This is a genomic window from Oceanobacillus sp. FSL K6-3682, from assembly GCF_037976165.1.
Lineage (GTDB): Bacteria > Bacillota > Bacilli > Bacillales > Amphibacillaceae > Oceanobacillus > Oceanobacillus sojae.
The window spans coordinates 3004173-3029473 of the sequence record NZ_CP150263.1 but is presented as its reverse complement, the minus strand read 5'-3'; the positions used below and the strand labels follow the sequence as shown (position 1 = coordinate 3029473).

At 36.5% G+C, this 25301-nt stretch carries 27 protein-coding genes; 23 read left to right on the top strand and 4 right to left on the bottom strand.

Going from position 1 to position 25301, the window contains the following annotated elements; translation table 11 throughout:
- Positions 1-65 precede the first annotated feature (65 nt).
- From coxB to MHH51_RS15100, 6 genes are all read left to right on the top strand, one after another.
- Positions 66-1148 carry a cytochrome c oxidase subunit II gene (gene coxB, locus MHH51_RS15125; RefSeq protein ID WP_147209649.1) on the top strand — a complete coding sequence of 361 codons (1083 nt, stop codon included), beginning with the start codon at positions 66-68 and terminating at the stop codon, positions 1146-1148.
- Between the two features lie 36 nt (positions 1149-1184).
- Positions 1185-3038, top strand: a complete 1854-nt coding sequence (gene ctaD, locus MHH51_RS15120) for a cytochrome c oxidase subunit I (RefSeq protein WP_147209648.1) — start codon at positions 1185-1187, stop codon at positions 3036-3038.
- Between the two features lies 1 nt (position 3039).
- Positions 3040-3663 carry a cytochrome (ubi)quinol oxidase subunit III gene (locus tag MHH51_RS15115; protein WP_147209647.1) on the top strand — a complete coding sequence of 208 codons (624 nt, stop codon included), beginning with the start codon at positions 3040-3042 and terminating at the stop codon, positions 3661-3663.
- Between the two features lie 3 nt (positions 3664-3666).
- Positions 3667-3987 (top strand): cytochrome c oxidase subunit IVB, encoded by a 321-nt coding sequence (gene ctaF, locus MHH51_RS15110; RefSeq protein ID WP_156986030.1) that lies wholly within the window; start codon positions 3667-3669, stop codon positions 3985-3987.
- A 300-nt stretch (positions 3988-4287) separates the two neighbouring features.
- Positions 4288-5193: a cytochrome c oxidase assembly factor CtaG gene (ctaG, locus tag MHH51_RS15105; protein ID WP_339282420.1), complete on the top strand. Its 906-nt coding sequence runs from the start codon at positions 4288-4290 to the stop codon at positions 5191-5193.
- 239 nt (positions 5194-5432) lie between these two features.
- Positions 5433-5888: a DUF420 domain-containing protein gene (locus tag MHH51_RS15100; protein ID WP_147209644.1), complete on the top strand. Its 456-nt coding sequence runs from the start codon at positions 5433-5435 to the stop codon at positions 5886-5888.
- Between the two features lie 106 nt (positions 5889-5994).
- On the opposite strand, the gene MHH51_RS15095 is transcribed toward MHH51_RS15100, so the two are convergent.
- Positions 5995-6360 carry a YugN family protein gene (locus MHH51_RS15095; protein ID WP_147209643.1) on the bottom strand — a complete coding sequence of 122 codons (366 nt, stop codon included), beginning with the start codon at positions 6358-6360 and terminating at the stop codon, positions 5995-5997.
- Positions 6361-7167: 807 nt separating this feature from the next.
- Between MHH51_RS15095 and MHH51_RS15090 the strand changes: the two genes are divergently transcribed.
- From MHH51_RS15090 to coaD, 7 genes are all read left to right on the top strand, one after another.
- Positions 7168-8235: a CAP domain-containing protein gene (locus MHH51_RS15090; protein ID WP_147209642.1), complete on the top strand. Its 1068-nt coding sequence runs from the start codon at positions 7168-7170 to the stop codon at positions 8233-8235.
- 193 nt (positions 8236-8428) lie between these two features.
- Positions 8429-8833 (top strand): spore coat protein YlbD, encoded by a 405-nt coding sequence (gene ylbD / locus MHH51_RS15085; RefSeq protein WP_147209641.1) that lies wholly within the window; start codon positions 8429-8431, stop codon positions 8831-8833.
- Positions 8834-8843: 10 nt separating this feature from the next.
- On the top strand, positions 8844-9077 hold the full coding sequence (locus MHH51_RS15080; protein ID WP_339282419.1) for a YlbE-like family protein: 234 nt from the start codon (positions 8844-8846) through the stop codon (positions 9075-9077).
- Between the two features lie 401 nt (positions 9078-9478).
- The gene (locus tag MHH51_RS15075; RefSeq protein WP_156986032.1) at positions 9479-9916 is read left to right on the top strand and encodes a YlbF family regulator; all 438 of its coding nucleotides are present in this window, start codon (positions 9479-9481) and stop codon (positions 9914-9916) included.
- A gap of 215 nt (positions 9917-10131) precedes the next feature.
- Positions 10132-10404, top strand: coding sequence for a DUF2129 domain-containing protein (locus MHH51_RS15070; protein ID WP_147209638.1), 273 nt, complete (start codon positions 10132-10134; stop codon positions 10402-10404).
- Positions 10405-10843: 439 nt separating this feature from the next.
- Entirely contained in the window at positions 10844-11413 is a 570-nt protein-coding gene (gene rsmD / locus MHH51_RS15065; protein WP_147209636.1) for a 16S rRNA (guanine(966)-N(2))-methyltransferase RsmD, read from the top strand.
- A 3-nt stretch (positions 11414-11416) separates the two neighbouring features.
- Entirely contained in the window at positions 11417-11896 is a 480-nt protein-coding gene (gene coaD / locus MHH51_RS15060) for a pantetheine-phosphate adenylyltransferase (RefSeq protein ID WP_147209687.1), read from the top strand.
- 156 nt (positions 11897-12052) lie between these two features.
- Here the strand turns inward: coaD and ylbJ are convergent, their stop codons facing one another.
- The gene (gene ylbJ, locus MHH51_RS15055; protein ID WP_147209635.1) at positions 12053-13261 is read right to left on the bottom strand and encodes a sporulation integral membrane protein YlbJ; all 1209 of its coding nucleotides are present in this window, start codon (positions 13259-13261) and stop codon (positions 12053-12055) included.
- Positions 13262-13699: 438 nt separating this feature from the next.
- Between ylbJ and MHH51_RS15050 the strand changes: the two genes are divergently transcribed.
- Positions 13700-14725, top strand: coding sequence for a SepM family pheromone-processing serine protease (locus MHH51_RS15050; RefSeq protein ID WP_339282418.1), 1026 nt, complete (start codon positions 13700-13702; stop codon positions 14723-14725).
- A 166-nt stretch (positions 14726-14891) separates the two neighbouring features.
- Here the strand turns inward: MHH51_RS15050 and MHH51_RS15045 are convergent, their stop codons facing one another.
- Positions 14892-16097 carry a nucleotidyltransferase gene (locus tag MHH51_RS15045; protein ID WP_339282417.1) on the bottom strand — a complete coding sequence of 402 codons (1206 nt, stop codon included), beginning with the start codon at positions 16095-16097 and terminating at the stop codon, positions 14892-14894.
- A 312-nt stretch (positions 16098-16409) separates the two neighbouring features.
- On the opposite strand from MHH51_RS15045, the gene MHH51_RS15040 reads away from it, so the two are divergent.
- From MHH51_RS15040 to MHH51_RS15030, 3 genes are all read left to right on the top strand, one after another.
- Entirely contained in the window at positions 16410-16940 is a 531-nt protein-coding gene (locus MHH51_RS15040; RefSeq protein WP_147209632.1) for a YceD family protein, read from the top strand.
- Positions 16941-16985: 45 nt separating this feature from the next.
- On the top strand, positions 16986-17159 hold the full coding sequence (gene rpmF, locus MHH51_RS15035) for a 50S ribosomal protein L32 (protein WP_077601073.1): 174 nt from the start codon (positions 16986-16988) through the stop codon (positions 17157-17159).
- A gap of 144 nt (positions 17160-17303) precedes the next feature.
- A complete protein-coding gene (locus MHH51_RS15030) occupies positions 17304-17771 on the top strand; it encodes a Myb-like DNA-binding domain-containing protein (protein WP_147209631.1) in 468 nt (155 codons plus the stop codon).
- A gap of 248 nt (positions 17772-18019) precedes the next feature.
- On the opposite strand, the gene MHH51_RS15025 is transcribed toward MHH51_RS15030, so the two are convergent.
- On the bottom strand, positions 18020-18502 hold the full coding sequence (locus MHH51_RS15025; protein WP_147209630.1) for an N-acetyltransferase: 483 nt from the start codon (positions 18500-18502) through the stop codon (positions 18020-18022).
- A gap of 362 nt (positions 18503-18864) precedes the next feature.
- On the opposite strand from MHH51_RS15025, the gene MHH51_RS15020 reads away from it, so the two are divergent.
- The 6 genes from MHH51_RS15020 (at position 18865) to MHH51_RS14995 (ending at position 25258) form a co-directional block, all read left to right on the top strand.
- Positions 18865-19245, top strand: coding sequence for a DUF3397 domain-containing protein (locus MHH51_RS15020; RefSeq protein ID WP_147209629.1), 381 nt, complete (start codon positions 18865-18867; stop codon positions 19243-19245).
- Between the two features lie 102 nt (positions 19246-19347).
- Positions 19348-20976, top strand: a complete 1629-nt coding sequence (bshC, locus tag MHH51_RS15015) for a bacillithiol biosynthesis cysteine-adding enzyme BshC (protein ID WP_339282416.1) — start codon at positions 19348-19350, stop codon at positions 20974-20976.
- Between the two features lie 196 nt (positions 20977-21172).
- On the top strand, positions 21173-21604 hold the full coding sequence (mraZ, locus tag MHH51_RS15010; protein WP_147209627.1) for a division/cell wall cluster transcriptional repressor MraZ: 432 nt from the start codon (positions 21173-21175) through the stop codon (positions 21602-21604).
- A gap of 20 nt (positions 21605-21624) precedes the next feature.
- Positions 21625-22605 carry a 16S rRNA (cytosine(1402)-N(4))-methyltransferase RsmH gene (gene rsmH / locus MHH51_RS15005; RefSeq protein ID WP_147209626.1) on the top strand — a complete coding sequence of 327 codons (981 nt, stop codon included), beginning with the start codon at positions 21625-21627 and terminating at the stop codon, positions 22603-22605.
- Complete coding sequence (ftsL, locus tag MHH51_RS15000; RefSeq protein ID WP_307725835.1) at positions 22590-22976, top strand: cell division protein FtsL; 387 nt, start codon at positions 22590-22592, stop codon at positions 22974-22976. Before rsmH ends, ftsL begins: the two co-directional genes overlap by 16 nt.
- 17 nt (positions 22977-22993) lie before the next feature.
- Positions 22994-25258, top strand: coding sequence for a penicillin-binding protein (locus tag MHH51_RS14995; protein WP_339282415.1), 2265 nt, complete (start codon positions 22994-22996; stop codon positions 25256-25258).
- Positions 25259-25301: the final 43 nt, after the last annotated feature.

Sequence of the window (25301 nt, the reverse complement as noted above, 5' to 3'; positions counted from 1 at the left end):
TTTGTTATTCCTTAAAAATTAAAATATAAAAAGGAAAGAACAAGAAGAAAGAGAGGTATTCTTACATGAGAGGTTGGATGGGAAAAACCAAAGTATTTTTCGTATTCACGCTACTTGCATTATTTCTTGCCGGCTGCGGAATCGAAAATCTGACTGCACTTGAACCTAAAGGGTATGGGGCAGAGAAATCCATGGATCTGATTATTCTGACCACATTAATCATGACAGGCGTGTTCGTTGTGGTTATGGTGATTTATGTGATTACACTGGTCCGTTTTCGCAGGAAAAAAGGACAGGAAGATTATGTTCCTAAACAAGTGGAAGGAAATCACAAGCTGGAGGTCATATGGACAGTCATTCCAATTATTTTGGTGTTAGTTATTGCTGTGCCTACTGTTCTGGCAACATTTGATTTGGCAGATGATTCTAAGGCAGATGAACTCATCAATGTTAACGTAAAAGGAAATCAATATTGGTGGCATTTTGAGTATGCCGGAGAAGAAATCCAAACAAGTCAAGACCTGTATATCCCTACTGGTGAGCGAGTTTATTTACATATGCTCTCCTCTGACGTTATCCATTCATTCTGGGTCCCTTCAATATCGGGTAAAATGGATGTTAACGCAGAGAACGTAAATACCATGTACATCGAAGCTTATGATGAGGGTGTATACTGGGGTAAGTGTGCTGAGTTATGCGGACCTTCACATTCATTGATGGACTTTAAAGTCATTGCTGTTTCACCAGAGGAATATGATGAATGGGTTAATGACATGCAAAATGTTGATGCTGATGCAGAACCTGAAAACGCTGTAGCTCAAGAAGGGCAGGAGTTATTCGAAGCTAATAACTGTATGAACTGCCATGCGACAGATTCGGCTGCTTCTGGTATTGAAGCTGGTCCGCAGAACAATGGACCTTTTGGACCGAACCTGACTAACTTTGGAGATCGTTCCCGGGTTGCAGGTATTTTAGAACATAATAAAGAAAACCTGGTTGATTGGATTATGGATCCTGAATCTATCAAGCCGGGAAACAAAATGACAGGTCAGTATCCGGATCTTAGTCAGGATGAAGCTGAAAGTATTGCAGAATATTTATTGCAGCTGCAGCCTTCAGAAATTACACCTGAAAGTGCAGGAGATTAAAACATGAAAGACAGTTATAAAAGGGAGGTTTAAAATTTGGGTATGACTAGTGCTCAAAAAAGGGGTTTCGGGGCTACCTTATGGGATTGGCTAACGACTGTCGATCATAAAAAGATCGGTATTCTTTATCTTGCAGGGGGAGGATTCTTTTTCTTGCTGGGTGGTCTTGAAGCTGTAATTATTCGTATTCAATTAATTTCACCAGAGAATAATTTTATTAGTGCAGGTCTTTATAACGAAATGATTACCATGCATGGCACAACCATGATTTTTCTTGCAGCAATGCCAATATTATTAGGATTGATGAACTTTATTATGCCGCTGCAAATCGGAGCGCGTGATGTTGCGTTTCCATTTCTAAACTCTTTAGGATTCTGGTTATTCTTATTTGGAGGAGTTTTATTAAACCTTAGCTGGTTTACTGGTGCACCTGATGCCGGTTGGACTAATTATGCTCCATTATCAATACAATCTCCGGGTCATGGTGTTGACTTTTATATTATGGGACTGCAATTATCTGGAGCAGGAACATTAATGGGCGGTATTAACTTTATTGTTACGATTGTATTAATGCGTGCACCAGGTATGACTTATATGAGAATGCCGTTGTTTACATGGACTACATTTGTAGCTAGTATCTTAATACTATTTGCTTTCCCTGCATTGACGGTTGGATTATTCTTAATGATGTTTGACCGGATGTTTGGTTCTGCGTTTTTCGATGCTGCATTAGGTGGAAACGCCGTAATTTGGCAGCATCTATTCTGGATATTTGGACATCCGGAAGTATACATTTTGATTTTACCGGTATTTGGAGTGTTTAGTGAGGTTTTCCCTACATTTGCTAAGAAGCGTTTGTTTGGATATACAGCAATGGTATTTGCGACTTTCTTAATTGCATTCTTAGGATTTATGGTGTGGGCTCACCACATGTTTACCGTAGGTCTGGGACCAGTTGCAAACTCTATTTTTGCCGTTGCAACAATGGCAATTGCTGTGCCGACCGGAATTAAAATATTTAACTGGCTGTTCACTCTTTGGGGAGGCAGCATTAAAATCAATTCAGCAATGCTATGGTCGTTGGCTTTCATTCCGTCATTTACTATTGGAGGAATGACAGGTGTTATGCTTGCATCAGCTGTTGCTGACTACCAATATCATGACTCTTACTTTGTTATCGGACACTTTCACTATGTTATTGTTGGAGGAACAGTTTTTGGTATATTAGCTGGACTGCATTACTGGTGGCCAAAAATGTTTGGAAAATATTTACATGAAGGACTGGGGCAGATATCTTTTTGGACATTCTTTGTTGGATTCCATTTAACATTCTTTATTCAGCATTTCTTAGGTTTAATGGGTATGCCGCGTCGTTACTGGGTATTCTTGGAAAATCAAGGGTTGGATACAGGTAACTTAATTAGTTCCATTGGTGCTTTCTTTATGTCATTTGGTGTTATTGTATTTTTGATTAATATAATCTACACAACCATCAAAGGTAAAAAAGCCCCTCGCGATGCTTGGGGAAGCGGGCGTACACTTGAATGGACAATTTCATCACCGCCGGTCCATTATAACTATAAACAATTGCCGTTAGTTCGTGGATTGGATCCATTATGGATTGAAAAAATGGAAGGAAATAAAAAAATGACTCCAGCAGAGCCTGTGGATGAAATTCATATGCCAAATGGATCAATTCTTCCTTTAATTATGACTATCGGGTTTACTATTGCTTCCTATGGATTTATTTATCAAACAGGAAACAAATACTGGTTAATTGCTGTATATGCAGGAATGGCAATTGCATTGATCAGTATGCTGACCCGTTCATTAAAAGATGACCACGGACATCATATCTCTAAAGAAGAACTAGAAAGGGTGGGTGATTAATATGAGTCATGATCATTCCATTGATCCAAAGAATATGCCCAAAGATCCTTCAAAAGCAACAACTGAAGGAAAACATAAATTTATGGGTTTGTGGATATTCCTTGGTGGCGAAACAGTTCTTTTTGCCTGCCTGTTTGGAACATATCTTGCTTTGAAAAATTCTAATGCAAGTGGACCAACAACACAGGATTTATACGGCCTTGGGTTAGTATTTTTAATGACTATTTTACTTTTAACAAGTTCTTTAACTAGTGTGTATGCAATTTATCACATGAAAAATAATGACTTTAAAAAGATGCAGCTGTGGATGGGGATTACGGCATTATTGGGCATTGGTTTCCTTGCCTGTGAGATTTATGAATTTGCGCATTATATTCATGATTATGGGTTTACATTCCGATCTTCAGCATTCGGGTCAGCCTTTTATGCTTTAGTCGGGTTCCATGGAGGGCACGTTGTATTTGGATTATCATGGATTATCACGTTAATGGTACGTAATGCGAAACGGGGACTGGATCTGTATAATGCACCTAAATTTAATACATTTGCGCTATATTGGCACTTTATCGATGTAGTATGGGTATTCATCTTTACAGTTGTTTATCTGATGGGGATGGTGAGTTAATTTATGACGGATGAAATGAGTACAAGAAAAATTAATTCGTTCCAAAAGCAAAAGAATAAACAAGAAATGCAAAAAATGGTAGTCAGTTTTGCTTTAATGATTTTCTTTACCTTAGTTGCATTTGCTCTTGTGATGTTAGAAGTACCATCTACTTACGTTATTCCAATAATATTACTCCTTGCTTTTGTTCAGGTAGGTTTTCAGTTTTTTTACTTTATGCACTTAAAGGACAAAGGGCATGAAGTACCTTCCCAGATTATCTATGGAGGAGTTTTCATTACTGTAATGGTAGCATTAACATTTACGGTTATTACTTGGTGGTAAGCAAGAGATAGTATAATTCAACTCTTCTCAATTAAAAAACGCTATGATGATTCATTAATCATCATAGCGTTTTTAAATATAATATTTTACTGAATTAATTCTTATTTAAGGAAATTCATGTTGAGATTTGAATGCTGAAAGATGAGAAGGCAACCCGTGAGTTTTCAGTTTCTTTGGTTTACATATGTTAAGATAGAGAAATATATAGATATGTTTTAAAATCGTCACAATCCTACTAGAGAATTCTTATTTGTTTTAAGGTATAATAGACAGAGCAGACTAAAGTGGAGATGATTATGTATGTGGTTAGATATACAAATATTTGGGTTTCGCGCATTGTGGAGTCCCTACTTTATGATTTTTATAGTTCTGGTTGCTTTAGCTTATTTTCTAATTACAGGTCCATACCGGTATAAGTTTGGCGGCCACGATAGAGCGTCTGTGAAGCAGCAATTTTCTTTTTATACTGCACTGCTGTGTTTATACTTAGTTAAAGGTGCGCCAATTGATTTACTTTCACATATAACACTGACTGCTCATATGATTCAAATGGCGATTTTTTTGCTTGTTGTTCCAATATTAATAATTGTAGGAATACCAGTCTGGTTTTGGAAAATAGTAATTAACCGGCCTTTCGTTAAACCTATTGTAGAAATAGGAACAAAACCTTTAATATCATTATTAGTATTTAATGGCTTATTTTCTGTGTATCATGTACCTGTTTTCTTTGAGTTTGCGAAGTCATCGCCAGTCATTCATTTCTTTGTGCATGGAGTGCTATTTATTGCAGCTTTTTTCATGATATTTCCGTTACTGTCTCCATTGAAGGAATTTGACCGCATGCAGCCTTTATTGAAAATAGGCTATATTTTCGCAAACAGTGTGTTAATAACACCGGCATGTGCATTGATTATTTTTGCTCCTGAACCGCTTTACGCCACGTATACGCAGGGAGGCGCATGGATGCAGGCGATGAGTCTGTGTGTACCGGGAAATGTTTTACAGGGACTTGCTCCTGGTTTAACTGGACCAGAAATGTTTACGCCGATTAGTACGTTAGAGGATCAGCAGCTAGGCGGTATTATAATGAAGATTATGCAGGAATTTACTTATGGAGCTATTTTGGCAGTTGTTATCTTTTCATGGTTTAGAGGGGAAAGTAATAAAATAGATCCGCTGCCGCCAACTACAGCAGAATCACATTAAAAAAGTGTTCAAGAGGGTTATAAAAAGAATTTATACCGGGACTTGCCTGCTTTAAAAAGCAGGCTTGGAAATCATTTTATTATATATAAACCAACCAGCTTACTTTTCTTAGAGAAAATAGTAATTTCCCTGAGTGAAAAAAGCGTTCCTTGAAAAAGAAAAACGCTTTTTTCTGCGTGCAGGAATGTTTTTATAATCTTTTTAAATACATATTTAAAGAAATATTGGAGGATAAAGAAATGCATTTACTACCAACAATAAGTACATTTTTTATTGCTTTAAGTGCAATACTTGTAGCAATCGGCTGGGCATTAATTATCAAAAATAAAAGGAAGCAGCATAAAAAAGTGATGATAGCAGCTGCTGTCAGTGCACTGCTTTTCTTTATTATTTATGTGTCACGCACCGTATTTATAGGAAATACAAGCTTTGGCGGGCCTGATGATGTAAAAACTTATTTTACTATTTTCCTGATTTTCCACATTGTTTTAGCAACAGTCGGTGCTGTATTTGGAATTGTGACGCTTGTTCTAGCATTTAAAAGGAATATTAAGAAGCATCGTAAGATTGGTCCCGTAACAAGTATTATTTGGTTTTTTACAGCAATTACGGGAGTTCTCGTTTATATCTTTTTGTATGTAATGTACGATCCAGGTGAAACGACGAGTATGATTAAAGCTATTTTAGGTTTATAGGATACCATTTCCGCTTTGATATAGACTAAATTTAAAAAAGGATACAATGCTTGTACATAAGCATTGTATCCTTTTTCGTTGTGTTTCATTTGACTTTCTTTTTTTATTATTTCTTGTAATACTGAAGTTCTTCACTAAGTTTTGCAAGCAGTGTGTTTGCTCTTTCTACAACGCTTTCAGGAAAGTTCTCTTCCTCGCCATACTCTACTCCATGAGGATAATAATGTTTACCGAGGAGAGGAGTAATTAATTTAATAACAGCATTGCGTTTATCGACATCCCCATCGATAGCATATCCTTGTACGCGAATATAGTATGTAATGTTTTTTTCGTTGGAGCCAATTTTGTAATCATAAGTAACACGTTCATAATCCCATTGTCCTGCACGGATAAACGCCAGATTAGCTGTTACATGATCCAATACCTGAACATCAATAACCGTGTCTTCTATCCCTGTGTTTTCAAATCTCATTATACTTTCACCTCATCAAAAATATTCTGCTTAATTTAAGGATAATACGAAACAGTAATAGATGCAATAGAAACCGTTGATGATAGTAAAGAAAGGGCATACTTATCAAGAGATCTATATGAAAGCAATTGATAAATTAGGTTCTGATAAAATTATATCAAATAAATTTAGAAAACTATAAAAGCTTTTCATTACAAAGTAACAAAAAGGATACTAACCTTATTACATTCATGAAATAAGGAAGCAGATAGATTCAACAATTAGTTTAATATTATCCAATTTCTTTTTTGTGAGTAAGTACTAAAAACAAATATTTTTCTTGTTTTTCTAAACATCTGCTTACATTTTAATTTTATAATTCCAAGTTCATGTTAAAATTAGATAGTTTAGATACATTTATTTGTGTTTTTGCTTTATAATGGATTATATATGATGTTCAAAAAGTGATTTAAGCGATAAATGGCGAGGTAACGAACTTTTGTTAAAATCACTTATTTTACGTGGAAGCAGGCAATATCTTGTAACAGTTTGCCCGTAAAAACTCGTCGCCTTGTTTTTATTATTTCTAATTGGGCTGGAACTAGGTCAGGGTACCGGAAACATTTGTGGTTACTCGCCCCACTAAAGAGCGCAGTAATCAATACCCAGCTGAAATCATTGCGTTTTTTTATACGTACATAATAAAGAATTGTTGATATATCAAGTACCGGCAATTTACTTTGAAAGTATACTATAGTAAACAATAGGGTATAAAGTAGATAAGTAGATTTTCAATTATATATTTGTCTGCTGGATGGGGGTTAAATCATGAAAATGATTCGTAATATTATGATAATCATGATTATTGCACTCCTTATATTTATTGTTATTAACCAGATAAGTTCATCACCTAAAGAAATTGTAAGGGAAGTAACAACACATTTGACTGAAGATGAAGATTCAATAGAATCCAAGGGAACAGCAGCAGAGCTTCCTCAGATGAATTTAGAAGGCGATTTATATCAATGGATAGGAAAGACGTCAACGGAGCTTACGGATGAGCTGGGAGAACCGGATAGGATTGATGTTAGTGCATATAATTATGAATGGTATGTATATAATAACTCGGAAAGCCAATATGGGCAGTTTGGGGTTTTGGGAGATGAGATTGTATCAGTTTATGCTATCGGAGAAGACTTGGAGATTTCCCCAATAGAATCAGGTGCTAGTTATGTGGAAATAGCAGATAAATTTCCTTTTTTAAGTGAAGTAGACTATTCTGATGATAATTCTTCGTTTACTTTCCGATTAACTACAGAAGATCTTCAGATGAGACCTTTAGTAAAAATAAGCGATAATACATTTATTCAATTCTATTTTGATACATTTACAGAAACACTTTCTTCAGTAAGAATCTCTACTGGAGATGCACTTTTATTACAGAGACCATATGAAATTGAGTATCGGGGCGAACTGCCTGAACAACCTGAATTCAGTGAGGAAGAATGGGGAGAAATTCAGACTGGAATGGAACAGCAAATTCTTGATATCTCTAATATTATGCGTTACCAGCGAGACTTACCTCGTTTAGAGTGGGATGACCAGGTCAGCCTGGTTGCGTATGATCATAGCAGGGACATGTATGAGAATGATTATTTTTCCCATGTCAGTTTAGAAGGGGATGGATTAAAAGAACGGCTGGAGGCGAGACAGGTTGCTTACGTGGCGGCTGGAGAGAATATCGCTGCACAGTATCCGGATGCTCCTGCTGCGATGGAGGGGTGGCTAAATAGTGAAAGTCACCGGGAAGCATTATTAAGTGATGAATACAGCTATCTTGGAGTCGGAGTATATCGATTTTATTACACTCAGAACTTTTTAGGAAAGCCATTCTAATATACTTATTAGTAAAAGAAGTCATCAGGATTGTTGACTTCTTTATTTATGCTAAAAAATAATGAAATATTTTTGGATCAATAACTATTGTTAAAAACGGCCCTGCTTACATTTTGGATTCTGAGTCATAAGCACATTTTTAAGCAATTTACATAAGTTATTGTAGGAAGTTGTAAAAAAGGACGGTGAGAGAATGAATCAATTACATCCCAGTGTTGCAGCATTTAAAAACTTTGTGAATCGCCATCCTAAGTTATTAGAGGAAATCAGAAAAAGTGGCAGGGGATGGCAGGAATTTTATGAGAAGTGGGCAATTTTAGATGAAGATGATCCTTTCTGGAAAGAATTTAAAACCGAAGAACCTGATATTGATACACAACCGGAGAATCAAGAAAGCAAAAAAGGCAAGAAAACGGATCATTCTGATCTTATCCGGCAGATTATGGACTACACACAAAATTTAGATACAGAAAAGGTACAAGGACAAATTGAGCAGTTAAGTAAAGCTATTGGTACTGTCCAGGAAATGATTGGTGATATTAAAAAGCCTTCTGCTAATAAGGCACCTAATGCTCCTTTTTCATTAAGAAGAGATTAGAGGGGATAAAATGGATAATGAAGTAATTACTTATCTTAAACAAAATCCAGATATTGCAGAATTTGTCCGGTATCATCCGATATGGTATCGCTATTTGATGCGAGATCCTAATCGTCTTACCGAACTAAAAAAAGAAGCAAAGAAATTTTATGGAAAAACATTTCCCCAAAAAGTAAATAACTTCTCGAATCAATTACAAATGGTAAGAATGTTTGCGGAGATGGCTAAATCGATGAAGGATTAAAGCCAAAAGAACAAATAACCTCATTGCAGGCTGAGAAATCGACGTCGGCGTTATAACGCCGACGCCAGTATATCAAGTGTTTCGGAAAGAGCAGTGTTTTTCTGAAACCTAAGGTGACTCAGCTTATCATAACCTGCAGTAGCAGCCACGTTAACTGGACAACATTGCTGTGGTTACCAGTCCCTCTAAAACCATTTTCAATAATTTATATTGTTTAATTTTCAGAAGTCGCCTCTGTTTTCTTTCAAATCATAAAATGGTATGATAAAAAGGATAACTATTAAGGATTAATAATAAAGCTAAGCTAAATAACATCTATTTTAATAGTTAATGGCATAAACCTTACTTAAGAGATAATCTCTTTTTATTACATTTATTTGTTTGTTCGCGGAGGTGTGAAAATGATTGCTACAATGGAATATGTAGATATATTAGATGAATCGGAATTTGTTGGAAAAATGATTTTACAATCCGATGTAATGGAACAATATCAATCAGCAAAGAAAGCCCTGGATGAAGATAAGGAAGCGCAGAATCTAATTAAAACATTTGCCGATGTTAAAGAGCATTATGAAGATGTACAGCGGTTCGGCAGGTATCATCCGGATTATTATGATATTATGAAGCAGGTGCGTTCCAAAAAGCGTGATATGGATATGCATGATAAAGTAGCCGCTTTTAAAATTGCTGAAAGAAATCTGCAAAAACTTTTGGATGAAATTAGCCAGTTTGTAGCTGAGAGTGTCAGTGAGCAGATAAAAGCACCTAAAGATGGTGCAGCATTGACAGACAGCGGCTGTGGCTGCGGCAGTGGCGGAGCTTGCGGCTGTGCATCATAACAAAATCATGCAGGTTCTGTAGAGCAGACACCCTGCTTTGTCACAGGATGAATATCCGTAATTTTCGCCATAGAATATAGAAGAAATTTATTAATATGATTAGGATAAAAACGGTCATTTCATTTCCTGATCAATTCAACTAGGATATAGTGGAAAAAACATTCCACTATATCAAGTTTCGTTTTATACATATAAACAAAAGGGAGGATGGCAGCATGATAGAAAGGCAGGGAATTGTTGTCTGGTTTCAACATATGAAAAATGTCAGACAACTAAAAAAACATGGTCACCTTATTCATGTATCTAAAAAACATAGATATGCTGTTATTTATGTTAATCGCGAGGATATTGATGCGATTGAAAAAAAGTTTAATCAGTTTGCTTTCGTTTCTAAAGTGGAACGATCCCAAAAGCCATTTATTCCGACAAATTATGAAAATGCAAAACCGGATAAGGCGAAGCAATATGATTATAAAATGGGAATTTAAGTGTGATTGAATAGAACAGCTTGTATTTTGCAACAGGAATTTTTATTGAGGATGATATTATGATAAAGTGAGTGGACATGAGTTTACTCGCTCCCCTCCTTAGAATTTATTTTTTTCCTTATTTCCAGAAGCGGGATTTATACAGCAGACTAAGCTACGATAAAATTGCATATAAAAAGAAAAAACCTGCAGTCAAAACTACTGCAGGTGCTTTTATTTTTAAATAAAAATAAAAGGCTAAAGGGAGAGGAGAAACCGGATGAAGAGCTTATGGGGAAGAATAAGCCTTCTTCCGTTTCAACTAAATCATGTTTAGCTGAATCATTATGTTATTATAGACAAAGCAAAAAATAATATACATCCCAAAATAAAATAATTTGCTAAAGCTAAGAATCGTGGTAGACTATTGACGAGCCAAAAAGAGCTGAGGTGACCTGGAGTGCGTGTAATAGCTGGAATACATAAAGGAAGAGGTTTAAAAAGTGTTGCTGGCGAGTCTACAAGGCCAACTACTGATAAAGTAAAAGAAGCTGTATTTCAAATAATGGGTCCTTTTTTTTCAGGCGGATTGGGATTAGATTTATTTGCTGGAAGCGGATCACTTGGAATTGAAGCATTGAGCAGAGAGATGTCTAAGGTGATTTTTGTAGACAAGCATCCAAAGGCAATACAAATCATTAAAGAGAATTTGAAAACACTAAAATTAGAAAAGCAGGCAGAAGTATATCGAAATGATGCTCAGCGTGCTTTAAAGGCAATTGCGAAACGTGAATTGCAATTCGATTTAGTACTTCTGGACCCGCCGTATAAAAATAAAGACTATTTAAAATTACTTGATTACCTTCTCGATAATCAAATGCTTAAAAAGAATGCAATTGTATATTGTGAGCATGATAAGTCTAACATGCTGCCAAATACGTATAAATCTTTAAAAGCAGTGAAACAAGCAGATTATGGCGGCTTAGTTCAAGTTACTATTTACCAAATCGAAGAAAGTGAGGAAGCATGAATGATGAGAAAACTAGCGATATGCCCCGGGAGTTTTGATCCAGTTACAAACGGGCACTTAGATATTATCAGTCGCGGTGCAAAAGTTTTTGAAGAGGTAGTAGTTACAGTGTTTAATAATCAATCTAAATCACCACTCTTCACTGTCGAAGAAAGAAAACAGTTATTAGAGGAATCATTAAAGGATCTCCCCAATGTACGAGTGGATTCTTCCAGCGGATTACTTATGGATTATGCGAGAGAAATAGGTGCGACAGCTGTAATCAGAGGATTGCGTGCAGTCAGTGATTTTGAATATGAGATGCAGATTACCTCGATGAACCGGAAGTTAAATGAAGATGTAGAAACCTTATTTATGATGACAAATACAAAATATTCTTTCTTAAGTTCGAGCATGGTAAAGGAAGCTGCTAAATATCAGGGGAATATTTCTGGTCTCGTTCCAGATGTTGTGGAGCAGGCGCTTAAGGAGAAATTTAAATAAAAATGTTGAATGCATGATTTCTGTTTATTACATATAAGCTAAAACTTACTGACATGAAAAAATGCAATTCATACAGTGGATATATTTATTCCTATTTTACAATGAAGAGAGCCTGATTTATCCGGCTCTCTTTTGTTTGTGCAGTAAGAATATAATTTATCTCTTTTTTATTTTATAGATAATAATAAAGGAAGCTGCTGCCAAACTTAATATTGTTATTGATGGGCCAATACTCTGTAAAAAAAAGTAAGTATTCATCCAAATCGAGGAATCTTGCATTGTTGCAGCAGGAATTTCATTAGAATTGATAACGATTCGATCAAGATATAATGGCTTGTATAATAAAATGGTTAGAATGACAGCGATTGTGCCATGTAAGAGCCGTGCTAAAAAATATGGGTAGAAACGGATATCTGTCTTAGCTAAAATACTGGCAACCTGTGCTTGTATGGATAATCCGTTAAATCCAAGGATGAAACTGATTAAAATTGCTTTTTGTAATAAAGAATCAGTTGTTACCTGCGATATTAAGTTCGATCCAACAGTAATTTCGAATAACCCTGAAATGAACGGCAGGCCCAGTTCCTTTGGCATTTCAAAAATAGGAAGAACTGGTTCAATAAAAGATGCAATAATCGGTGTTATATCCATCAGAAAAAGAAGTTTGATCAATACAGAAAATAAAATTATAAAACCACCGACCATAACAAGTGTCTGGATCGAATTTAGTACTGCATCTCCCAATATTTCGCCAAAGGGGCGAGTATTCTTTAAGCGGTTTCGGTGCATCTCTTGAAATGCTCTTCTCAGTGAAAATGGATATCTTTTTTTCTTGGTCAAGTGCTGTTCCTGTTTCTTCCCATGGAAACGCATGATGACTCCGACAATGGTATTTGCTGAATAATGGCAAATTGCCAGCAGCAAACCCAGCTTAATGTTATAAAAAAAGCCTGCAGAAATTGCTCCGAATATAAAGAGAGGACTGGAGTTATTTGTGAAGGATACCAATCTTTCCGCCTCTATCTGTGTTACTTGTTTTTCTTCCCGGAGCCTTGCTGCTATTTTTGCCCCTGTCGGGTAACCGCTTGCCATTCCCATGATCCATCCGAAACTGCCGGCGCCAGGTATATTAAATAATGGCCTCATAATCGGTTCAAATAAAACACCTAAAAATTTAACAACTCCAAATGCTAACAATAGCTCAGCGGTTATAAAAAATGGTAACAGTGACGGAAACACAACCTCCCACCACATATTTAATCCGCGGATAGCTGCCTCTAATGCCTGATCTGGAAACCGTATTAAACTGAGGCATAAAAAAATTGATATGCCAGCATAGCCGAGTGTTTTTAGTTTTTGCTTCAATCTGATGTCCCCCTATTAGAAAGAAAGTGTCATTATGTTGCCTATACTTTCTTTAATGAAGTATCCACTCTGTACAATTATTGTGGGAAGTAGTAGAATAATGCTAGCTTGTCCGATGTATAATTTTAATAAAATAAAGTGAAACTTTAATCAGCGGGGTTTTCTTTTTTGCCCTGCTGATTGACGGTACTACAAGGGTATGTACCTAAAGGTATGACCAGAAAGCGACCTCCCTAAAGACCCTTGAACCAATCGGGATGTTACTGGCTGTCCGGCTTCCGTTTAGAATATTCATTTATTCTCTATCCTTGAAGAGGGAGTTCTTACAGCCAGTTACACTGTGATAAATTTGTTATATACGATATATATACGCGAATACCATATGAAAATATGCCATAGATATATTTTTAGTAAGGGTGCCAGGAAGGGGAATAACAAGTGTTTCGTTTATCGAAAAAGAGAGTTATAGGTTTATTAGCAGTTGTATTAATTGTTTACTTCTTAGGAGTTTATCAATTACCGTATTATATACAAAAACCAGGTGGAGCTGACCCGTTAGATCCTATTGTAGAAGTGGAAGACGGCTATTTGAGTGAAGGTGATATGCATTTAGTAACTGTCAGCGGAATGCAGGCCACACCCGTTTTGTATGCCGCTGCTTTATTATTACCGCATCATGATATTCTACCGTTAGATCAGGTATTCCCGGAAGGAATGACCCAGGAAGATTATATGGCTGCACAGCTTCAAGTGATGGAAAGCTCTCAGGAAGCTGCAACAGTGGTCGCTTATGAAGCGGCTGATAAAGATATAGATATTTCTTACAATGGTGTATATGTAGTTGCCGCAGTGGAAGGACTGCCTGCAGAAGGTAAATTAGAAAGCGGCGACCGGATTATTGGGATTGATGATACAGAAGTCCATGAATCTCAAGATTTGATTAATTATATTGACGGGAAAGAAACGGGAGATACTGTAACTGTTATGTATGAAAGAGATGATGAAGAGCATACAGCAGATATGGCGTTAGAACCGTTAGATGATGAAGGCAGCCGTATAGGAATTGGAATTAATCTTGTGACAGACCGGGAAGTTACGGTAAATCCAAAAATTCATTTTTCCAGCGGCAGTATAGGCGGTCCAAGTGCAGGACTAATGTTTTCATTAGAGATTTATGACCAGTTAGTAGAAGAAGATTTAACTGACGGCAAACAAATTGGTGGAACTGGTGAAATTGATTATGATGGAAATGTTGGCCGGATCGGCGGCATAGACAAGAAAGTCGTAGCATCCGACAAAGAGGGAGTCGACATTTTCTTTGCTCCAAATGAAGGCGGACGTGAAGGCTCAAATTATCAAGTGGCGGCTGAGACTGCAGAAAGTATAGGAACAGATATGAAAATCGTTCCAGTAGATACTTTTGAAGATGCGGTTGAGTATTTAGAGAGCATCACTGATGAATAAAATAAAAGGATTTCCGTATCATACCTTGATACGGAAATCCTTTTATTTTTAAAATTAAGCAGAAATCAATTTCTTTGATAGGACAAGTAATTACGATTTCCGACAGCAAATATTTTCTGTAATACCATCCAATGGAAGAAAACGAAAACTCTTGCTGAAAAGAATTTCACTTAATAATTATCGGAGATTTAATTTCCTGTAAAAAGAATTTACGATGTTTACTGCCGGGCAAGACACTGTAATATGCTTTGGCAGCTCTCTCTTCTGTTTGCAGGAATGGATGCTGTATTTGATTAATTTTTGTAATAAATGGCAGCTCAGTTTGCTTTTTCTGTTGATTTAGATAAGCTTGTCCAGTTTTATTCATAGCAAGAACTCGCATGTACCCAATATTATTTGCTAGCATATTCTCTTCTTTTTTTTTGTTAGTTAAAATATGAACAAATATACGCTGAAGTCTAGTCCATGTATACCGTTTTGTTTTTAAAGCAGTCATCCATCCTTGAAAAGATGAAGCTTCTGAAGCGGTACGTGCGATTCGATGTTCAAGACCCTCTATAATGCCTTCTATTTGTTGCAGTTCCGTTAAAGTCATCGTTTCCACACGATATTTTAAAAAAGGAAAATATAACTCCCAATCGTGCCAGCAGCCTGCTTCATATTTATAACTTTTTAGAATATCTAAAGTAGTTGCCGACATTGTTTCTGCCGCCGTTTCAGAGGCAGAAGGATTCTTAAGCACTTCTTTACGGATACTTGTCGCGCTGGCAATATTCCCTGTGATTGCAGTATCATGATAATTATTCTGAATACGTTTAATTGTAATAGGCTTTATAGGATACTGAGAGTCTTTAATTGCCTGAACATAACTTAAACCTAATATATTATTTGGTTTGGACACATCAAGTATACTAGAAATGCCAAAAATACTTTGATAAGCTTTTGTTGCTGCATCAGGGTATGCATATCCCTCATTTAAGTATGTTTTCACGTGAGCTTCATATTGATCATGATGCTGTTTTTTGAGCAGATAAGCATCTGAAAAAGAATTGATATTTCCAGATTCACTGCCAAAGCATATTGAATTTACTCCAGAATGATAGAGGATGTCGATCGCTCCTTTGGCAAAATAATCGCTGTACTGAACAGCATAAACATAAGGCAGCTCTATAACCAGATCGACTCCCCCAAGAATTGCTGCCTTGGCCCGGCTGTATTTATCCATAATAGCTGGCTCGCCACGCTGTAAAAAGTTCCCGCTCATAACAGCAATGACACAATCAGCATTTGTTTTTTCTTTTGCTTGTTTTAAATGATATTGATGCCCATAATGGAAAGGGTTATATTCTACAACTAAACCGCAAGCTTTCATGCACTCACCTCTATTTTTAAGTAATTCTATTTTAACATATTCAGAGCTGTAAACAGAGTTACGAAAATATATGTATTATGTTTGGATATTCACTTATAAAAAGGTTATAATTTCATACATATTAAGCATTAAAATAATAACAGTAATAATAATAAAAGCAAAAGGATGATATAAGGGAAAATTGCTGTGAAAATGAGTTTAGCTGACGTTTTGTACTTATTTTGTTAGGTAATACTACTTCTGTAAAGAAAATATATTGACAAACGTGGCATTTTCTTTTATCATTTATCTTGTTGCCTAGAGGTGATTTTAATGAAATTAACTATTAATCAGATTAGAAAAGGTTCCGTAAATGAGCCGTATTTCTTTGATGGCCAAGCAGATGTGACAGAACTGGAAATGATGAATAATGATATTCGTAAAATTTCTCCAGTGCATGTGACAGGGCAAATAACCATGCATGGTGAAGAGTTCTATGTGAACTTTCATTTAAAAGGAGAAATGACACTCCCTTGTGCCCGTACATTGGTGGACGTTCCTTATCCGTTTCAAATAGATGCAAACGAGGTCTTTTCTGCGTCTGCTTATTATGGAAGAGAAGAACAGGAACAAGAAATTCATCCAATTCAGGGAGAAGTTCTTGACTTAACACCATATATCAAGGAAAATATATTATTGGAAATTCCATTCCGCGTTTTTGCTGATAACGCTGATTCGGATGAGGCAGCTCCTTCTAGTGGGAAGGACTGGGAATTTGTATCTGAAACTAAGGAAGAGAAGTCCATCGATCCAAGACTAAAAAAATTGGAATCTCTCCTTAATAATAACCAGAAAGAAAAATAAGAATCTGATTCAAGTTTTACTTTCATTTTGAAGGAGGTGTAAGTCATGGCAGTACCTAAAAGAAGAACTTCCAAAAAAGTAAAAAACCAACGCCGTACGCATAAAAAATTACACGTACCTGGTATGGTAGAATGCTCTAACTGTGGTGAATTAACAAAACCTCATCATGTTTGCAAATCTTGCGGACATTATGATGGAAAAGAAGTTGTAAGTAACTAATCCCAAATAATAAAAGCAGATCACAATTCGTGGTCTGTTTTTTTATGGGGAAAATGAAGTGATTTGGATAATTTTAATATAAAACGATTCTAGCATACCTATTTTTTGCATACATTGATAGCAAACCCTATTAGGAGGTATGTTATGAACGATACAAGACAGGATGCTTGGACGGAAGAAGAAGACAGATTATTAGCAGATACAGTATTACAGTGTATCCAGGAAGGCAGAACACAATTAGAAGCATTTAAAGAAGTTGCCGAAAAATTATCCAGAACAGCAGCAGCATGCGGATTTCGTTGGAATGCAAAGATAAGGAAGCAATGTCAGGAGCAAGTTCAAGCTGCAAAAGAAAAAAGAAAAGCAGGGTTAAAGCAGCGAATCACTTATCCAGCAATAGAAACTTCCTCCATTCATTCTATTGATACTGCCATTCAACTGCTAGAAAAAATGCGGACAGATATGCCGCAGCAGGAAGATTTTGTGAAACGTGAAGAATTAAATGAAGCCCTTCAGGAAAATAGAGATTTAAAAAAGAGGATTGAAGTATATGAAACTGTATGGGGGAAAATAAATCATCTTATAGAGGATGTTCAAAAGACCCGATTGTAAACCGCTTCGCCCTGATTTCTGGGAATTAATTCAAATCTTTTTTTAACACGCATTTATAAAAACTATTTTTAAAATTTAACCGGTCAGGGTTACAGCTATTCAATTCTTACGATATACATTTTGAAATGTTACTAACTGGAAATATTTCTATGGGTCTAGGGCTGTGCCTGGAACTACGATTGCTTGTCCCACCAAAACGTACGCTGGAATTTTATACTTTCTAAATATGAAAAAAAAAGACAGGAAGCTTATTGCTTCGTGTCTTTTTCTTCAACGCCTTCAGGCAACCAGAGTAATGGATTTTCTCCCAAATCACGTTCCATTTCATAATGCGGCTTGATAAAGTGCATCTTTTCCCAAAAACCATGTGAGTTAATTCTCGGACTTGTTTTGATAGGGAGATTAAAGCTTTTTGCAAAATCTACAAGTGCTTTTCCATAGCCCTTCCCTTGATAGTCAGGAAGTACTTCTAATTTCCACAATGTAAGATAATCCTGCGAAGGTTCAAAGTAAAAATCATATTTCTTACTCACTTCGTACAAACTCATTCTGGCTATTAAGTTATCACCAATATAGATTCCGTAAAAAGGGGATTTACTATTATTCTCAATAATCTTATTCTCCAAATCTTCCATCATCGTCAATTCTTGATTACCGTATTCGCGAAAACGCTTAAATTTTTCCAGTGTTTTAAAATTGATGAGTAAATTTTCTATCTTTATATTTCCCATATTAACTCCTCCTGCATAGTGTAGTATCCTATTCATTAAGAACATTTAAAGATGAATGTGGATTTCCTTCTTTGTCTAAATTATAATACATAGGAGACAAATTTAAAATTATTTCTGTTATTTTCCTACGAAATCAGCTAAAATAAATCACATCTATGTATCTTTTTTAGGAATTATTTGTTTTTTTAAGAGTAAGAAAGTATAAAATGCTGAGGATAGCCGCTCCAACGGTTTTCATGGGGTGAGTAATCGCAACCCCAGAAATACACTACGCTTTCCGTAGCGGACATCTCCTCGGCAAGAACATCAGTATTTTAAAGACCAAATGATTTTCTTGGTTTTTCTTAGGCAGGGGGGAAAGAATGAGAGATTATATTTATTATACACTGGCTCTTTTTATTGCATTTCCATTCATTGTTACTTTTTTGGCATATTGGATAACAAAGCTTACTAAAAAACATACGTGGAAAGCGGTACATAATGCTGTCCAATGGTCAGCGATATTTTTTATTTTAGGTGTCGGCATTTTATTACAGCTTTTATTTGACCAAAGTTTTTTCGGATGGATTATCCTGTTGTTCTTAATCAGTCTGGCGGGGATCTTAATTCATCAATATCGAAATCAGACAGAAATAGAAGTTTCCAAAGCAATTAAAATTGTTTGGAGAAGTGCCTTTTTATTGTTTTCTTCTGCGTATATTATTTTAAGCTTCATTTATATCATCTTTGAGGTTTTATCGTAAGGAAACTCCAATTAATCTCCTCTGGAAGCAGATTAGTTTGATTATTACTGTTTTTTCTGTACAATACGGAATGTATCCAATTCGATATAAGGGGAAAATGATATGCAAATAAATCCATTAACTTTGCCAGCTGCTAATAAGTTGGTAGCTGATTATAAAAATGAAGCAGATAATATAACAAAATTGTTTGATTACCATCCATATAAGGATTTTCATAAACGGCTGCAAGATGTATCAGAAAGAGAGTTTAATCGAAATGAATTGACAAATGTATTACATAAATTAAATAAGGAATGGGGAGCTCCAGAAGAAACTTTAAAGCAAATTGACCGCTTAAATGATACGCAGAGTACAGTTGTCATTGGCGGCCAGCAAGCAGGTCTCTTAACTGGCCCTATCTATACGATTAATAAAATTATTTCTATTCTTCAGTTAGCGAAACAGCAGGAAGAAGCATTAGGAACACCTGTTATTCCAGTATTTTGGATCGCTGGAGAAGATCATGATTTTGAGGAAATAAATCATATCCACTGTCCAAAAGAAGACGGAGACTTTAAAAAATTAAAGTTTCATACCAGAGATACAGATGCTGGAAAGAAGTCTGTTTCAGAACTGGAATTGGATAAGCAGGAATTGCAAAAGTGGATTGCAGCTGTTTTTGAAGCATTGCCGGAAACAGCACATACAAAAGAACTTTGTACGCTGATTCAAGAAGTAGAGGATCAAGCAGCTAATTATATTGATTTCTTTGCACGTCTTATTCTTGTATTGTTTGAAAATCATGGGATTGTCCTCGTGGATTCTGGAAATCCTGCATTCCGTAAGCTGGAGAAAGATTGTTTTCGGGAATTGATTCAGAAACAATCGCAAATTAGTAAGTCTGTGGCTGAAACTCTAAAAGAATTAGAAAGCCTTGAGTACCCACTTGCTATAGATGCTGAAAAATCAGACGGGAATTTATTTTACCATGATGATATGCAAGGAAGAATTTTGTTGAAAGCAGCTGAAAATGGAAGCTGGATTGGAAAACAGCAGGAAATTTCTTTTACGCAACAGGAATTGATGGATATTGCCAGAAATACACCTTGGAAATTGAGTAATAACGTCGTAACTAGACCGATTATGCAGGAATATATGTTTCCTACTTTGGCTTTTATAGCTGGACCTGGCGAGATAGCTTATTGGGCAGCATTGAAATCGGGTTTTCATGCAATGAACTTGCAAATGCCGCCAGTGGTTCCAAGGCTTTCATTCACGTTTCTGGACGCTTCTACGAAAAAGATATTAACAAAATATCAGTTGACTGTTAAAGATGTTATATTAAATGGTGTCCAGGCAACAAGGAAGAAGTATATGCGAACGAACGGACGACAGGAAATAGATCGGGTAACGGATGGAGTAATTGAAAAAATTAAAGAAGCACATCTGCCTATTCAGAATATGGCTGATCAAATGGGTGATGACATACAGGCTCTAAGTAAAAAGAATTTAACTTATCTATTAGAGGATATTCGATTTATGAATAAACGTTTTCATAAAGAATTTGAGAAGAAGCATTCTCGGGAATTAAATGAATTTAATCAGTTGGAACAGGTACTTCATCCATATGGAGGTCTGCAGGAACGTATTTGGAATCCGTTATTTTTATTAAATCAATATGGTATAGAAATTATTTCGCAGCTGACTGCATTTCCATTTGATATGGAAATCGGACATTGGGTGGTTGAGTAAATTCCCCCACAAGTCCCCACCACAAGCTTATATTTTTTATAAAAACTGTCTATCTATTGATATGACAGTTTTTTTTATGGTTTTTAAAAAGGAATTCAGAAGCTTTAAATGAAGGATATAAAATATTTTTGAAGAAATGGTGGAGCATAGTGGGGGGATGTGGTATTATGAATTTACGAAAGTGGGGGGCGTCTTTATGTTTATGGGAGAATTCCTGCATAGCATTGATACAAAAGGACGAATCATTGTCCCTTCTAAGTTTAGAGAAGACTTAGGGGCAAGTTTTGTATTGACGCGCGGTCTTGATAAATGTTTATTCGCTTACCCCAAGCATGAATGGGAAGTTTTGGAAGGAAAGTTAAAACAGCTTCCACTAACTAAAAAGGACGCTCGTGCTTTTACACGTTTCTTTTTCTCCGGTGCAATGGAATGTGAAATAGATAAACAGGGAAGAATAAACATTCCTGCAAATCTGCGAGAGTACGCTAATCTGGAAAAAGATTGCAGTGTGATTGGTGTTTCGAATCGTGTTGAGCTTTGGGCTAGCGATCACTGGAATACGTATGTGGAAGAATCTGAAGAATCATTTGCAGAGATCGCTGAAAACCTGTTGGATTTTGATATTTAAGAAGAAGTTGGTGGCTTTAGATGTTTGAACATTACAGTGTTTTAAAAGAAGAAACAATAAAAGGATTAGAAATAAAGCCGGATGGTATCTATGTTGATTGTACTGTCGGTGGAGGCGGTCATTCTTTAGAAATAGCATCAAGGCTTAATGAAAATGGCAAGCTTTTTGCCTTCGATCAAGATACAAATGCTTTAAAGGCTGCAAAGGAGAATTTGAGTACGTATCAGGATAAAGTTGTATTTATACATTCAAACTTCCAGGGATTGAAAGAAAAACTGTCAGAACAGGGTGTTACACATGTTGATGGAATCCTATTTGATTTGGGAGTATCCTCTCCACAACTGGACCAGGCTGATAGGGGTTTTAGTTACCATCAGGACGCAAAGTTGGACATGCGTATGGACCAATCCCAGTCTCTTTCTGCTTTTGAAGTTGTGAATGAATGGACTTATGAACAGCTGGTATCCATTTTTTTCAGATATGGTGAAGAAAAATTCTCCAAGGGAATCGCCCGAAAGATTGAAAAGGCAAGAGAAACAAAGCCAATTGAAACAACTGGAGAATTAGTAGAAATTATTAAAGATGCTATCCCTGCACCTGCCCGCAGAAAAGGCGGGCATCCGGCGAAACGTATTTTTCAGGCAATACGTATTGCTGTAAATGATGAGCTGGAAGTATTTAATCAGGCACTTCATCAGGCTGCTGAGGTAATAGCTGAAAGTGGAAGAATTGCAGTAATTACATTCCATTCATTGGAAGATCGTCTTTGTAAACAAGCTTTTAAAATGTGGAGTACAGATAAACCTGTACCCAGACAAATTCCTGTTGTACCAGAATCACATCAGGCTCCTTTTAAATTGATAACAAGAAAACCAGTTATAGCTCAAATGGATGAGCTGGATGAAAATAGACGCTCACGTTCAGCGAAATTACGGATCGTCGAAAAAATAAATGAATGGAATAATGATTTCCGTTATGAAGAAGGGTGGAAAAAGAGATGAGCGAAAACCAGGCAAGAAAATGGCAAGTAAACCCCCGATATAATCCCCAAGAAGAATCCCAAACAGTAGTCAAAAAGGTAAAGAAAACACCTTGGATTACCAAAGGAGAAAAAGTGATTTATTCCGTCACAAGTGCAGCAATTTTAGCATTTGGAATTGGAATCGTCTCTTTTGCTTCTGGAACAGATACTTTGAATCGTGGTATGCAGCAATTAGAAAACAATATAAACAGTCAAAAAATTGTAAATGAAAATTTAAATTTTGAGAAGGAAGAATTATCGCGCCCTGAAAGAATTACTGATATTGCGGAGAAAAATGGATTGAAAATCCAAAATTCGGAAGTGAAACAAGCAGAAACAGTTAACAACTAGCAAGGGGTTTCTTTAAAATGAAAAAAAATAAGACGGCAAACATAATGGCCGGCGTTTATACGCTAATTTTTGTTGCTCTATTCCTTGTAATTGCAGGAAGGTTTATGTATATACAGGCAACAGGTGAAGTTAGCGGGGTTGCGCTGGACGAATGGGCAGAGAAGCAGCGTTCGGCTTCTTTTACAATGCAAGCGCAACGCGGGCAAATCATGGATAAAAATGGCATGGTTTTAGCTTATGACCGCCCTGCATATCGCATGTATGCTGTATTGGATGAGGCTTACTCAGAAAATTCACCAAAAGACCTGCATGTTTCAAATACAGAGGAAACAGCAAAAAAGCTGGCGCCTATTTTAGAAGTGGATGAAAGTGAAATAAAAAGTATATTGGATGATGCAGTTAATACAGGGAAATTTCAGGTTGAGTTTGGAAAGTTGGGACGTCAGCTTTCCCAGCAGGTTAAAGAGGAAATAGAGGATACAGAAATTCCGGGAATTTACTTTGATGAAGAACCCATGCGCTATTATCCAAATGGTATGTTTGCGTCGCATATTATTGGTTTTGCCCGTGAGATAGAGGAAGAAACTGAGGATGGTATCGAACATAACATTACTGGTGTGACTGGCATGGAAAATGTCATGAATGAAGTTCTTGGCGGGAAAGATGGGTATATTTCTTATCAGCGTGACCGGTATAACAAGAAGCTATTGGATCCTGATGAAATAATTCAAGAGCCGGAAGACGGAGATGCTGTTTATTTAACACTTGATCAAAAAATTGAAACTTTATTAGAAGATGTAATGACTCAAGTAGATGAACAATATAATCCTGCGAAGATGAACGCAATAGTTATGGATCCCAAAACTGGTGAAATTCTTGCGATGAGTACACGTCCAAGTTTTAACCCGAATAGTCCTGATAATGTTGAAAATTGGTATAATGATCCGATTTCTTCTCCTTTTGAACCCGGCTCTACCTTCAAGATTTTTACATGGGCAGCAGCCATTGAAGAGGGAGTCTATAATGGTGAAGAGACATTTGAATCAGGAACATACCAGCCTAATGAGAGAATTGAGCAGATCAGAGATCATAACCAGGGTAAAGGCTGGGGTGAAATTTCTTATGATGAAGGTTTTATGCGTTCTTCCAACGTAGCTGCTTCTAAATTACTTTGGGAGGACATTGGAGCAGATAAATTCTATGAATATATTAAGGCATTTGGGTTTGAAGATCCCACCGGGATTGATCTTCCTGATGAAGCTGTCGGCCGTATTCAATATAATTGGCCTTCAGAAAAATTAAGAACGGCCTTTGGGCAGGGGACAACAGTTACTCCTATCCAGCAAATGAAAGCTGCTTCAGCGGTTGTTAATGACGGGAAAATGGTAAAGCCTTATGTTGTAGACAAGATTGTCGATTCTACAACAGGAAATGTTATGGAAGAAACGGAGCCGGAATATGTCGGTCAGCCGATTTCAGCAGAAACAGCAGAACAAATGAGAGAATTGCTAACCTCCGTAGTAAATGATGAGAATGGTACTGGTGCACCATATAAGTTAGATGATTATATTGTCGGTGGTAAAACAGGAACAGCGCAAATGCCAAACCCTGAAGGGGGCGGCTATTTAACTGGAAGAGAGAACTACGTGTTTTCATTTTTAGGAATGGCTCCTATGGACGACCCTAAATTAATGGTTTATGTATCTATCCAGCAGCCGGAACTCGAGGATACAGAATCAGGTTCGGCACCTCTTTCATTTATTTTTAACAATGTGGTAGAAAATAGTCTCCATTATTTAGATGTAGAACCAGATGAAAATGAATCCGACGGTATTGATGAAGTAGAATTTCCAGAAGTAGTGGATGAATCTACAGAAAATATTCAGACTGATTTGGAAGGAAAAGGTCTCCGGCCAATTGTAATTGGTGAAGGAGAAAAAATTATTTCAAGTAATGTGGAAGCGGGAGATAAAATATTACCAAACGAAAAAGTTCTATTACTTACAGATGAACCAACAATGCCAGATTTAACAGGCTGGTCATTAAGAGAAGTGATGGAATTTGCTGATATGCTGCAATTACAGACAGAAAGATTTGGTAATGGTTATGTTACTTCCCAAAGCATTGAGGTTGGAAAACCAATTCAAGAAGGTGACTATTTAGGCTTTGAATTAGAAGTACCTTCTGGAGATACACCATCTGGTGATAGTGAAGATGATGAAGCAGACACTGAAAATGATGAAGAGGATACAGCAGAAGACGAAGGTTCGGAAGAAGAATAAAAAGCTTGCCGAAAAAGTAATTACTTTTCCGGCAAGCTTTTTT

Bases quoted from the DNA above. Each gene is read 5' to 3' on its own strand.
- coxB (WP_147209649.1), top strand. From the start codon at position 66: ATGAGAGGTTGGATGGGAAAAACCAAAGTATTTTTCGTATTCACGCTA.
- MHH51_RS15115 (WP_147209647.1), top strand. From the start codon at position 3,040: ATGAGTCATGATCATTCCATTGATCCAAAGAATATGCCCAAAGATCCT.
- ctaF (WP_156986030.1), top strand. From the start codon at position 3,667: ATGACGGATGAAATGAGTACAAGAAAAATTAATTCGTTCCAAAAGCAA.
- ctaG (WP_339282420.1), top strand. From the start codon at position 4,288: ATGTGGTTAGATATACAAATATTTGGGTTTCGCGCATTGTGGAGTCCC.
- MHH51_RS15100 (WP_147209644.1), top strand. From the start codon at position 5,433: ATGCATTTACTACCAACAATAAGTACATTTTTTATTGCTTTAAGTGCA.
- MHH51_RS15095 (WP_147209643.1), bottom strand. From the start codon at position 6,360: ATGAGATTTGAAAACACAGGGATAGAAGACACGGTTATTGATGTTCAG.
- MHH51_RS15090 (WP_147209642.1), top strand. From the start codon at position 7,168: ATGAAAATGATTCGTAATATTATGATAATCATGATTATTGCACTCCTT.
- ylbD (WP_147209641.1), top strand. From the start codon at position 8,429: ATGAATCAATTACATCCCAGTGTTGCAGCATTTAAAAACTTTGTGAAT.
- MHH51_RS15080 (WP_339282419.1), top strand. From the start codon at position 8,844: ATGGATAATGAAGTAATTACTTATCTTAAACAAAATCCAGATATTGCA.
- MHH51_RS15075 (WP_156986032.1), top strand. From the start codon at position 9,479: ATGATTGCTACAATGGAATATGTAGATATATTAGATGAATCGGAATTT.
- MHH51_RS15070 (WP_147209638.1), top strand. From the start codon at position 10,132: ATGATAGAAAGGCAGGGAATTGTTGTCTGGTTTCAACATATGAAAAAT.
- coaD (WP_147209687.1), top strand. From the start codon at position 11,417: ATGAGAAAACTAGCGATATGCCCCGGGAGTTTTGATCCAGTTACAAAC.
- MHH51_RS15045 (WP_339282417.1), bottom strand. From the start codon at position 16,097: ATGAAAGCTTGCGGTTTAGTTGTAGAATATAACCCTTTCCATTATGGG.
- MHH51_RS15040 (WP_147209632.1), top strand. From the start codon at position 16,410: ATGAAATTAACTATTAATCAGATTAGAAAAGGTTCCGTAAATGAGCCG.
- rpmF (WP_077601073.1), top strand. From the start codon at position 16,986: ATGGCAGTACCTAAAAGAAGAACTTCCAAAAAAGTAAAAAACCAACGC.
- MHH51_RS15030 (WP_147209631.1), top strand. From the start codon at position 17,304: ATGAACGATACAAGACAGGATGCTTGGACGGAAGAAGAAGACAGATTA.
- MHH51_RS15025 (WP_147209630.1), bottom strand. From the start codon at position 18,502: ATGGGAAATATAAAGATAGAAAATTTACTCATCAATTTTAAAACACTG.
- MHH51_RS15020 (WP_147209629.1), top strand. From the start codon at position 18,865: ATGAGAGATTATATTTATTATACACTGGCTCTTTTTATTGCATTTCCA.
- bshC (WP_339282416.1), top strand. From the start codon at position 19,348: ATGCAAATAAATCCATTAACTTTGCCAGCTGCTAATAAGTTGGTAGCT.
- mraZ (WP_147209627.1), top strand. From the start codon at position 21,173: ATGTTTATGGGAGAATTCCTGCATAGCATTGATACAAAAGGACGAATC.
- rsmH (WP_147209626.1), top strand. From the start codon at position 21,625: ATGTTTGAACATTACAGTGTTTTAAAAGAAGAAACAATAAAAGGATTA.
- MHH51_RS14995 (WP_339282415.1), top strand. From the start codon at position 22,994: ATGAAAAAAAATAAGACGGCAAACATAATGGCCGGCGTTTATACGCTA.